Below are 11,902 nucleotides of genomic sequence, written 5' to 3' on the forward strand. Positions count from 1 at the left end.
GACACATTTCAACACCTAGGGTCTGTTTATCTTTCAAGTTTGGTTTTGCAGCAGTTTGATTGGTATTTATACAAGGCAGAGCCTGCGTAGCATAGTGATTCTATGTGAGCCAGGCGAGAACCTAATTTACTGCTAAATTATATTGTCCCCTTCTTCTGGGCTTCGAGCATGTTCAGCTTGTTCTCTGATCTCATCCGCATCGCTACTTACATCGTCAATATCCGCATCTACTGCTGTTATTGTGGGTTTATTCTTTTGTTTCACGGAGGCTCCTTTGCCACTCGAATTACTAGTCGCTTCTTTGATTGATCCTGGTGTTTCATTATTTGCAGCTATAATTATCCGCTCTCTAGCATCGTCAGGCATGCTAATACCGTGTTCGGTAAAGCAATTAACGGTTTCTCGCATAAGTTGAGACGCCACTTTTATCGGGCTATGTTGTTCGCTATTGACCCAAAAATATATGGTAAGATTGATAGTCGCGGAGCCTAATGCTTCGAGTAGAACCTGTGGTGGCGGGTCGTTTAAAACCGCACTTTGTTCTTTAAGTAAGTCAATTGCAATTTGCTGCGTCAGGCGAATATCGTTGTCATAGCCAATACCAATCTTAAAGTGTCCACGTGTTTTGGGATTGGCAGTAAAGTTTTTAATTACATTCTTGTAGACGGTAGCATTGGGTATTTGAATGTGATTGCCATCATAATCAACTAAGGTGGTTGCGCGGGCGGTGACTTTTTTAACAATCCCCAAACGGTTATCGACTTCGATAACGTCATCAATTCTAAATGGGCGCTGGACACTAAGTAACATACTCGAAATAAAGTTCTCAGCGATATCACGAAATGCAAACCCAAGAATAAGACCGACAAGCCCAGTGCCACTCATTACTGCGACGGCAAACTCACTTAACCCGGCCAAGCGCAAAAAGATATAAATGCCAAAAAATATGACTAACACGCTGATAAAACGGCGAGTGACGAGATGCAATAATCGACTTTTACTGACATAACCTACGGGTTTAATCAAAAGATAAGAGATTGGCCGTGCTAAATAATAACAAAGCACAATAACCACAACTCCCAGCGCCAGAGCAGGTAATAATTGCCATGCGGTTTGTAAAAAGTGCACAACTTGTGTGCTTAAACTTAGCGTATCTGATGTGCTCACGGCTTCAGTCGCTTCGCTAGAAGCTGCCGTCTGAATCATATTAATAATTTGATTTTTAATAAGATTATTGATTTCCATATTGCACTCTTTGGGTTTTTATTGACAAGATCACGAGTTAACTAGTAGCAAATATAACGCCAAACGAGATTGGCAGACCTTTTGCTGTATACCACTTTAGAACAACAGGCCCAGAATTGATTTAGGAAAGACTAATGGCAGCTCATAAACATGGCTTTAATGCAGACAGGCCAAGTGAGATTCCAGCACTCGGTTGGTGGGATGTCAGTAAACGGCTATACCACAGCTTATCCCAAGATAATTTATCTCTGGTTGCCGCTGGAGTGGCATTTTATGCCCTGCTGGCAATATTTCCTGCGTTAGCGGCCGTTGTTTCTATCTATGCCTATTTTTCTTCTCCTGCAGAAATGGTTGATCAGCTACTGCCGCTTATTGAACTCTTACCACCATCCAGTCAAGAAATTATGTTGCAACAACTCAAGGCGCTCACTCAAAAATCGCAGGCGAGCCTAAGTCTAGGTGCTATTTTTACCCTCTTTTTAACAATCTGGAGTAGCAGTAAAGGCTGCCAAGCGTTGATTACAGCCTGCAACATTACGTATCATGAGCACAATAAAAGGCAGTTTTTGCAAGCGCTAGTGGTGCGCTTTTTGTTTTCTGTGGGGGCGATTTTCGTCGCGATTGTGGCACTGTCTATTATCGGAATTTTACCGATTGTGCTTAACCTCGTAGGATTTACCACAGCACTGGACTCTGTAATACAGCTAATTACTTGGTCTATTTTAGCGGTACTATTTCACTTTTCCTTAGCGTTTGTTTATCGTTACGCGCCTCATCGCAGAGCCGCAAAATGGCGCTGGATAACACTCGGCTCGTTTACCGCAACCGGCTTATGGATCTTAGCGTCATTGGGATTTTCATATTATGTCGCGCAGTTCGCTTCTTATAATGAAACTTATGGTTCATTGGGAGGTGTCGTCATTATGATGATGTGGTTATACTTGAGTGCATACATCATTATTTTTGGTGCTGCATTAAATGCCAGTGCTGAGCTACAAACTTTAAAAGATAGTACCGTTGGGCCAGCAAAAACCAGAGGACAACGAGGCGCATTTGTGGCTGATAATTTAACGACAAGACAACGTAAAGAAAAGGAGCCTCATTGATAATAGCATCAATATCAATAGCTCACTTTCACGATGTAAATTTTGCTTAGATTACTCAGCAGCAAGTTGAGCGTCGCGACCAAAATACACTTATGAGAATATAAATCAAACAGCGAAAAGCTCAACAAGCCCTAATTCAACAAATTAAAATTAGAGAGGCTCTTTATTTTTTATATGATTAAAGTGCTCCCATGGCCCCACAATCGCCAATGTTGTCGTTGGTGAGTACACATTAACAAATAAAGTCTTGCCGTCTGGTGAAAAACAAGCGCCGGCGAGCTCAGTTTGCTTAGCTAGCCGTGCAAAATTATAGAATTCTCCCCCTGGGGTTACGCCTCTTAGATAGTTATCTACAACATCGGAATACTGATCCTCACAAACAATTAAATGTCCTTGTGGCGACACGGTAAGATTGTCACCAAAGTTATAGAGAGACTGGCTAGCGCTTTCCACGAATAACGACAACTTTCCTGGATTGAGACGTTCTTTTTCTGTTCCCTCAAACTCAGATGGCTGATACTTCATGATTTGCCCTAGCTGCTTTTTTCCGCCATTGGTACAACAAAAGTACAGCTCGTTTTCACCCCAATGGATCCCTTCACCTCGAGCAAATAGCGCAGCTCCACTTCGATAAGCACGGATCCGTAAATCGTCTTTAGCACTTTGCGGGTCGTCCAAATCTATCCACTCAACAATAAACTCCTGATGAAGTGGCATCGCTTTTTTATTCCAATTTCGACTATCAAATTGCGGGCTTTCTTTCACTGCCAACGCTTGTAGTTTCCCGCCTTTGTGGAGCTTTGCTTTTTCGTTTGGAATAAAGCGGTAAAACACACTGTCTCCCCGGTCTTCCGTGAGATAAACAATACCTGTTTTGGGATCAACAGCAGCAGCTTCATGATTAAACCGCCCCATTGCTTTGAGAGGTTGTGGCTTAATTAAACCCTTTGCAGTCGCTGGTACTTCAAAAATATATCCGTGATCTTGTGTAAAACCATCATTTTTAGTTGCAGTTGTTTCTTCACAAGTAAGCCAACTCCCCCAAGGCGTTATTCCACCAGAGCAGTTACGAATAGTGCCAACCAAGGATAAATATTCTTGTTCTTTTTGGCGTGTTTTTAGGTTATAGACAATATGACTTGTGCCACCTGGAAGCGCGATGCCTGAGTCATTTGTATCAAAAGCAAGCTCACTTTTATGCTGGCGAATACTGTTCTCGGCTTTTGCTAAATCTGTTGGTTTCAATTCATGATTGCGGATCAATGCAACCCGCTCTTCATCTAAAGCAATACAACCCATACCATCGGCTTTGTCAGGTACAGTAAAACCATCGGACATTTTATCTCCAAGGCTTGATACTATTTGATAACTGAAACCTTGGGGCAAATCGAGTAAACCATTGGGGTCGGTGATCAACGGTCCATACCCAGCTATCATTGTGTTAAAGTCTAATAGTGACACTCTGCCAAATGCGCTTTTAGAAAGGCCGATAAATGCGAGGGTGCCAGCCCCCCTTAAAAACCCTCGACGTGAAACCATAATTTCTCCTGCTGATCGTAGTCGTGTCGGTAATAATCTCGTGCTACATATAGATAAGATTTATGTTGTTGTACAACTCAGTGACTTGTGTACCTGTGTGGCTTTAACCAGCAGGTACACAATGGTTTAACCTGCTAAAACTAAAAATAGCCGCGAATACCAAGCGCGAAACTGCGTCCCGGACGAGGGCCTATATCTTTTAAGAATGAACTATGTACTCGTGCTTCTGTATCCGTCAGATTGCTCCCTCTAAGATAAATAGAGAGATCTTGATTTAACACAGAAAGATCATAAGAGATGCTAGCATCAACTAAGGTATATCCGTCGGTCGCGGTTTCTTCTGGTGCAATCCGGTCCTGCTCTTGATATCGAGTAATGTGGATATGTGCACTGAGATTATCCGTCTGATAGCTTAGCTGTGACCCAAAGCGCAGAGGTGGTGTACGAGGTAAATCGCCGCCTTCTTCTAATCTGGCGCGCACAAAGTCAGAGAAAACATCAACTTTCAACTCGTCGGTCAATTGCCAAGCAACTTGCGCTTCAAAACCGTGCAAAACCACATCATCTGTCTTGAATAAATAAATAGGTAATTCGGAAGCATGATCGTGCTCATGTTCATGATTGTGGTCGTGACTATGGCCGCTCTGGGCGTACAACCCAGTTTCTATTTGATAGTAGTAGTTATCTACTTGGTTGTAAAAAGTATTAAAAATAAAGCCTATATCGCCTTGGGTTTTTCGCAGTGTAATATCAATATTGTGCGACTTTTCTAGCGCTATGCTTTGCTCATCGAGTTCAAAATGACCGTGCTCATCCATTTTGAACAACGCTCCTACCTCGTAAGTGCCAGTTCCTATGTGAGGACCAAAGGAAAATAACTCCGATGAAGAAGGAGCTCGTTCAGAGTGTGAAACAGATAACCCCAGGTTATAATTTTGCGCAAAGTCCCATACAAGACCCGAAGATAAACTGACAGGGGTAAACTGATGCTCAACCGCATATACCTTTGTTGCTTCTGAATCGTGACCGATGTGGTCATGCATTTCAGTATCGTGCGAGTGGGCATCAATACTCGGTAAAGGCACATTACTTGCGGTGATCTCCACTTGCTCAATACGACCACCTAACTGCACTAAAAAATCACCAAACCGCCTTTCCTCCATTACCCCTATCGCAAGTGTTTGGGTATCAGATGGCGGCGTAAACGCCTCACTACCTTGAGCCTCAACATCACTGTGTTTGTAATGTAAGCTTACCCCACCAGTCCAAGCAGACAGAGGCTGATGTAGTAAATCAACCTTTAACTCATTGGTATCATTCTTAAATATTGTTCCAACCATGCCGTGCTCAACTTCAGCATGTTCATACTCTGTAAAACCAGCACGCACATTCACTTTATCAAGCCAACCTTTGTTAAACTTGTACTCGCTTAATAGTTGCACTTTTGTTTGTGCTAAGTCGGCAAAAACCTGCTCTTCAGCCTCATTATGTGCTTCTTCATCACCATGCGTATGTCCCGGAATGCCGTATTTGCGGTTAAATTTCTCAACAGCCACACCGACATAACCTTGATCAAATAAGTAACTTGAGCCAACAGTAAAACCATCAGACTCTTCAGCACTATTTGCTACTTTATAGTGATGTTCACCACTGTTATTCCTTTCACTATGCTCATGAATTTCAGCAGGAACAGGTACTTCGTAATCATTAGATTCTCGCCAGAATGCATCAACATATAAAGCCACAGAACCAATACCCGATGTCGCATTAAACGAGGCTGTATTTTGGTCATCAACAGAGTTACTTTCCAGATTCCATTCTCCGCGAGTTGTATTATCGGTTGGAACTCTTGTATCGACGACGTTAACCACTCCCCCAATCGCACCGCTACCATAAAAAAGAGTTGCAGGTCCTCGCAACACCTCGATTTGTTGAGCCGTTGAAGCTTCGGAGGCGACTGAGTGATCAGGACCAACTCTAGATACATCACTGACATCTAATCCATTTTGCGTCACCAACACTCGCGGGCCACTCAAACCTCGAATAATTGGTGTGCTTGCTACTTTGGCGTGAAAATTTGTATTGACGCCAGGCAGTTTTTCTAAGCTATCCCCTAGTGTAGCGGTTTGCTGTCGACGCAATGTTTCACCTGACAAAACACTAACTGGAACTGCCGATTCCATCGCCGACATATGTACAGGGGTAGCAACAATATCTATAACTTCTATTGGAGAACGATTTAACATTAGCATTGCGTTTTTAACGCCACTTTGATCCAGAGTGAGCGCCTTATGCAGATGAGCAAAACCAGGTGCTCTTACATGGATCTGTTTATTTCCAAGCCCAACACCCGAAATTTGAAAATGACCATTGTTATCTGTGAGTACGCGAATATCAGTTCCTTCGACCTCAATTGATGCATTTGCAATCCCTTTACCAACTTTATTGACGACTGTACCTTCTATAGACTTTGCTACAAGACTTGGAGGTAACAGTGCAGCAACGAGCAAGGATATTGTTGATAGTTTAGACATAACGACTCCAATAAATGTTATATTGTATCAATTGTGCTCGATATGTTATATTATATCAACAGTTGAATGGATTATGTCGTCATTGCCGTGAACAAAACTCAACGAAACTTTATTCTCAAACAGGCTCAAGCAAAATGCCAATCGTTAGGGCTGCGTTTAACTGAAAAACGACAGGGTGTGCTAGAAATATTATTGCAAACAGTCGAGCCGCTATCAGCGTATGAACTTACTGACAAATACAATAAAAGCACCAACTCTCCTATTCTAGCAATGTCCGTGTACCGCATTCTTGAATTCTTAGAATCAGTCAATCTGGCACACCGGATCCATTCTGCAAATAAATATATAGCCTGTAAGAGTCTAGATGGTGCGTGCCATCACCATCTATCCGTGATCTTAGTCTGCAAATCCTGCCATCAAATAGAAGAAATAGATTCTGTTCAAGAGGCTGCCAAGCATCTATTTAAAGCGGTAGAAAGTACTGGATTTTCAGCTGCAAATGCACGCTTAGAGCTGCCTGGCTTATGTAACCTTTGCAAAGCCAAACTTGACAAATAGGTCCCTACAATATGAAAAACACTCTGATAAAAAATGCAATTGTGGTCAACGAGAACCAATCACAAGAATGTGATGTACTTATCGTTGATAACAGAATAAACAAAATTGCAAGCTCAATAACTGCACAGCCACATGACTATATTGTGGATGCGACAGGTTATTTTCTACTCCCTGGAATGATAGACGACCAAGTACATTTCCGTGAGCCCGGCTTAACACAGAAGGGCAATATAGCCTCAGAATCCAGAGCTGCTGTGGCAGGTGGTATCACCAGCTATATGGAAATGCCAAACGTAAGCCCTGCGACTACAACCATTGAAGCTCTTGAACAGAAATACGCGATTGCGTCTAGAAGTTCGCTTGCAAACTATAGTTTTTACTTAGGGGCAACCGAAGATAATTTAGAACAAATCAAACGTTTAGATGCGAAGAAGTACTGCGGTGTTAAAGTTTTTATGGGGGCATCAACAGGCGATCTACTCGTTGAGCATCCACAAGCACTCGACGCAATTTTCAGAGAAAGCCCAACCCTAATTGTCACCCATTGTGAAGATGGAAGAGTGATTGAAAAGAATTTATCCATGTGCATAGGACGCAGTGGCAGTCTAACAATTCAAGATCACCCCATCATTCGTGACGCCGAAGCGTGTTATTCTTCCTCTTCGTACGCTGTATCTTTAGCGAAACAATATCGTAGCGATTTACATGTACTGCATATCACAACAGAAAAAGAATTGAGCTTATTCCCTTCAGGCGATATTCGCGACAAACATATTACGGCAGAAGCATGTGTTCATCATTTGTGGTTCAGTCAAGAAGATTATGCACTGCAGGGTAACCTAATAAAATGCAACCCAGCGATTAAAGCGAAAAGCGATCGTGATGCTTTGTTAGCAGCGGTACGAAATAATCAAATAGATATTATCGCTACTGATCACGCACCTCATACTTGGCAAGAAAAGCAACTCCCCTACCAGCAAGCACCTGCGGGTTTACCTTTAGTTGAACATGCATTGTTAAGCTTGCTCGACCATGTGCATCATCAGCGTTTATCTATAGAGCAGCTCGTTGAGAAGGTTGCACATAATCCAGCGTTAAGATATCACATTGTAGATAGAGGCTTTATTCGTGAAGGATACTATGCTGACTTGGTACTCGTGAACCCTCATCACGAAACGCTCACTTGCCATCAGAAAACACACTATCACTGTGGCTGGACCCCGTTCGACGGTCACCGTTTTTCAGCAAAAGTTTTAAAAACTTGGGTGAATGGCAGTCTTGTTTATGACGGCCAACAACCGCTTAATACACCCACAGCCGCTATGCCACTAATTTTTAATCGCTAGGGCATGTTTACCTTTCAAGTTTGTTTTTGCAGCAGTTTGATTGGTATTTGTACAAGGCAGAGCCTGCGTAGCATAGTTATTCTATGTGAGTCAGGCGATAACACAGTAAAAATGCTAATCAAACGCTGCCCTTTGGGTTCACCTGAGTGCGCTTTGTTCATTGTTGCTCAACTTTTGCCTAGATTACTAGGCGGCAAGTCGAGCGTCGCGACCAAAACACACTCAGGAGAACAAAAATCAAACAGCAAAGATCAACAGGCCCTAGAAACCTCGTCGGAAATAAATATGACAGTATCTTTACCTGATGTTGCCTCTGGGCAGCTTGCAACAACAGCCTTACCGCTAAAGTGGGTGGGTATGGAAAAAATTGCCATACCTTTAGAGGTGGAAATATCAAGCTCCTCCTGCCAAAGAGTTAACGCTCTTGCAAATATTTTTGTTAGCCTTGATAAACCTGAGGCGAAAGGGATCCATATGTCCCGGTTATACATTCGCTTGAGAGAGATACTAAGTACGACTCCTTTGAATATTAAAACGATTGAAGCGTTATTAAAAGAGTCGGTTCAATCTCAACAAGGATTGAGCAAAGCAGCCAAGCTTGAGTTACAGTTTGAAGTAACCATAGATAAACCAGCATTGTTGAGCGATCAATTCGGCTATCAAAGTTACCCTATCACGCTTAATTGTGAGTATATAAACTCAGAGCTTAGCTATGAGTTATCACTTACTATTGCCTATTCAAGTACCTGCCCTTGTTCAGCGGCACTTTCTAGACAAGCATTAAGTGAAGAGATCGAAGAACAGTTTTCCCAACAGATGATTTCAAAACACGAACTAATGACGTGGATAACCTCTCTACAAGGGAGCATTGCCACACCTCATAGCCAGCGCTCTTTCGCTTACGTAACGGTAAAACTAACAGAACGGACGTTACCACTCATTCCAAACCTTATAAAAGCGCTAGAACAAGCCATTGGCACGCCAGTTCAAACTGCGGTAAAACGTGAAGATGAACAAGCATTTGCGAAGCTAAATGCAGAAAACCTAATGTTTTGTGAAGATGCCGCACGACGAGTCAAACAATTTTTAGAGCAAAACACACAATTTGTTGATTATTGGTTCAAAATTGAACACCAAGAAAGTTTGCATGCTCACAATGCTGTCGCCATTGATAATAAGTTTCCGGCCCAAAAACTGACTTAAGAAACACTTATCTGCCTAAGATGCAAGAATCATGATACCGCCATTATTATGCGATAAAACACAACCACAAACACAAACATAAGTAGATACACTATAACATCACACAAAATACTGAGAAGTTTATGAAAAAAACCATCATCGCCGTTACGATTTACTCCACGCTTTTTGTCTCTGGTTGTTCAAATTATACAACGGAGGTGGCATCTAGCGTGCCTAAGAAAAGTGAATCACGCCATCACAATCCACTGTTCAACGCCAGTACTTTAATCTACCAAAGCCCAATGTTTGACCAGATCAAAGATGAACATTTTATGCCTGCATTTAAGCTGGGTATGGCAGAGCACCTCAAAGAAATCGAGCGTATTGCAACTAACCCTGCAACGCCTACGTTTGAAAACACCTTAGTTGCAATGGAAAAAAGTGGTGTACTGCTAAAGCGAACCAGTAGCGTGTTTTTTAACTTAATTGCCACAGATAGCTCAGTAAAGCGTCGTCAATTACAAAAAGAACTAGCCCCAATGCTCGCAGAGCACCGCGATAACATCAATTTGAACGCCGCATTATTTGACCGTATCAAGTCGCTTTATGATAATCACAGCACACTCGAACTGGACTCGGAATCAAAGCGTTTATTGGATGTTTACTACACCAACTTTGTGCGAGCTGGCGCAAAACTAAGTGCTGAAGATAAGGAGAAAATTCGCAAAATCAATGAAGAGCATTCCTCTCTGACTACCCAGTTTTCACAAAACCTATTAGCAGAAACGTCTGCCATATCAGTGATTGTTGATGATAAAGCCACATTGGACGGTTTAACAGAAAGACAAATTCTTGCCACTAAACGTGCGGCTGAAGCTGCAGGACATAAAGACAAGTACTTAATCGGTATTACCAACACCACTCGTCAACCTATTTTAGCGTCTTTAACCAACCGAGCTCTTAGGCAACAGATTTGGCAAGCTTCTGCTTATCGTGCTCAGTCAGGTGATAATGACAATACTCAAATTATCATCCGGCTGGCACAGTTAAGGGCCGAAAAAGCAGCGCTGTTAGGGTATAAAAGCTGGGCAGACTACGGCCTAGAAAAGCAAATGGCTGGAAACCCTAAAGCAGTTTACGACATGCTTGGCAGCATGGTGCCAGCCGTTGTTTCCAACGTGGAAAAGGAGGCTGCAGATATTAAAACGCTTATTCAAAGCGAAGGGCAATCGTTCGACATCACACCTTGGGACTGGGCATACTACGCTGAAAAAGTTCGTCAATCTCGTTATGACCTAGACGAAACAGAAGTGAAAAAGTACTTCGAATTTAATAACGTCTTAGAAAATGGTGTTTTTTATACCATGAATAAGCTGTACGGCGTAAGTTTCAAAGCTCGCCCTGACTTACCTGTGTATCATCCAGATGTTAAGGCTTATGAACTGATCGATAACAATGGTGAAAGCCTCGCGATATTCTTTGCCGACTATTTTGCAAGAGAAGGTAAACATGGTGGAGCTTGGATGAATTCATTTGTAGGGCAATCTAAGTTATTAAACCAAAAGCCTGTGGTTATCAATGTCATGAATATTGCAAAGGCACCTGATGGTGAACCAACCTTTGTGAGCTACAGTGAAGTGACAACTATGTTTCACGAAATGGGACATGGCTTACATGGGATGTTTTCTGACGTAAAATATCCGAGTCTTGCTGGAACCGCTGTTTCTCGTGATTTTGTTGAGTTTCCCTCAACCTTTGAGGAAGACTGGGCTGCACACCCTGAAGTTATCAGTAACTATGCCAAGCATTACCAAACCGGGGAGCCTATCCCAAAAACACTGCTTGATAAAGTGATCCGCTCACGAACTTTTAATATGGGCTACGATACATTGGAGTACATGGCATCTGCGATCTTAGATATGGAGTGGCATACAATTTCACCCGAGCATGCACCCACTGATATCAATGAATTTGAACAAGCGGCACTGAAAAAGCATGGAGTCGCCCTCGACTACGTTCCACCGCGTTATAAATCAGCATTTTTTGCGCACTCTATGGGAGGCGGCTATTCTGCTGGTTACTATGCTTATATGTGGAGTGAAATATTAGCAGCCGATGCCTTTGCATACGTGCAAAAGCTCGGTGGCCTAAAACTTGAAAATGGCGAAAAATATCGTAAACATATTTTATCGGTTGGTAACTCAAGACCTGTAATGGACTCTTACAAAGCATTCCGCGGAAAAGAGCCGACGACTGAAGCGCTATTGAAACGCAGAGGACTAGCCCCTAAATAACACACTATTTAACCTGAGGTTTGGATAAAGAATGTTCCAACTCATTGTTGCTAAAGCACAACTTAGTTTTTTCCTTGTCTAGCCAGAGAGTTTTAGGG

8 protein-coding genes and 1 pseudogene are annotated in these 11,902 nt (G+C 42.4%); 6 read left to right on the plus strand and 3 right to left on the minus strand.

All coding sequences use genetic code 11. The features are described 5' to 3' along the window. Positions 1-132: 132 nt before the first annotated feature. Positions 133-1,245 (minus strand): mechanosensitive ion channel family protein, encoded by a 1,113-nt coding sequence (locus CWC03_RS05720; protein ID WP_138580939.1) that lies wholly within the window; start codon positions 1,243-1,245, stop codon positions 133-135. 134 nt (positions 1,246-1,379) lie between these two features. Between CWC03_RS05720 and CWC03_RS05725 the strand changes: the two genes are divergently transcribed. Beyond that, positions 1,380-2,351 carry a YihY/virulence factor BrkB family protein gene (locus tag CWC03_RS05725; RefSeq protein WP_138580940.1) on the plus strand — a complete coding sequence of 324 codons (972 nt, stop codon included), beginning with the start codon at positions 1,380-1,382 and terminating at the stop codon, positions 2,349-2,351. A 150-nt stretch (positions 2,352-2,501) separates the two neighbouring features. On the opposite strand, the gene CWC03_RS05730 is transcribed toward CWC03_RS05725, so the two are convergent. Together CWC03_RS05730 and CWC03_RS05735 are read right to left on the minus strand one after the other, a co-directional pair. Further along, positions 2,502-3,890 carry an alkaline phosphatase PhoX gene (locus tag CWC03_RS05730; RefSeq protein WP_138580941.1) on the minus strand — a complete coding sequence of 463 codons (1,389 nt, stop codon included), beginning with the start codon at positions 3,888-3,890 and terminating at the stop codon, positions 2,502-2,504. Between the two features lie 140 nt (positions 3,891-4,030). Then, positions 4,031-6,424, minus strand: a complete 2,394-nt coding sequence (locus CWC03_RS05735) for a TonB-dependent receptor (RefSeq protein WP_138580942.1) — start codon at positions 6,422-6,424, stop codon at positions 4,031-4,033. A 66-nt stretch (positions 6,425-6,490) separates the two neighbouring features. Between CWC03_RS05735 and CWC03_RS05740 the strand changes: the two genes are divergently transcribed. The 5 genes and pseudogenes from CWC03_RS05740 (at position 6,491) to CWC03_RS05760 (ending at position 11,804) form a co-directional block, all read left to right on the plus strand. After that, entirely contained in the window at positions 6,491-6,982 is a 492-nt protein-coding gene (locus CWC03_RS05740; protein WP_138580943.1) for a Fur family transcriptional regulator, read from the plus strand. An 11-nt stretch (positions 6,983-6,993) separates the two neighbouring features. Next, positions 6,994-8,328 (plus strand): dihydroorotase, encoded by a 1,335-nt coding sequence (locus CWC03_RS05745; protein WP_138580944.1) that lies wholly within the window; start codon positions 6,994-6,996, stop codon positions 8,326-8,328. Positions 8,329-8,439: 111 nt separating this feature from the next. Then, positions 8,440-8,595 (plus strand): annotated as a pseudogene (locus CWC03_RS23960) (GTP cyclohydrolase FolE2); the annotation flags it as partial. Positions 8,596-8,613: 18 nt separating this feature from the next. Next, positions 8,614-9,531, plus strand: coding sequence for a GTP cyclohydrolase FolE2 (gene folE2 / locus CWC03_RS05755; RefSeq protein WP_138580945.1), 918 nt, complete (start codon positions 8,614-8,616; stop codon positions 9,529-9,531). Positions 9,532-9,653: 122 nt separating this feature from the next. Next, positions 9,654-11,804 carry a M3 family metallopeptidase gene (locus CWC03_RS05760; RefSeq protein ID WP_138580946.1) on the plus strand — a complete coding sequence of 717 codons (2,151 nt, stop codon included), beginning with the start codon at positions 9,654-9,656 and terminating at the stop codon, positions 11,802-11,804. The last annotated feature ends 98 nt before the right edge of the window (positions 11,805-11,902 follow it).

It is taken from the genome of Pseudoalteromonas sp. S2755 (assembly GCF_005886535.1).
Taxonomy (GTDB): Bacteria; Pseudomonadota; Gammaproteobacteria; order Enterobacterales; family Alteromonadaceae; genus Pseudoalteromonas.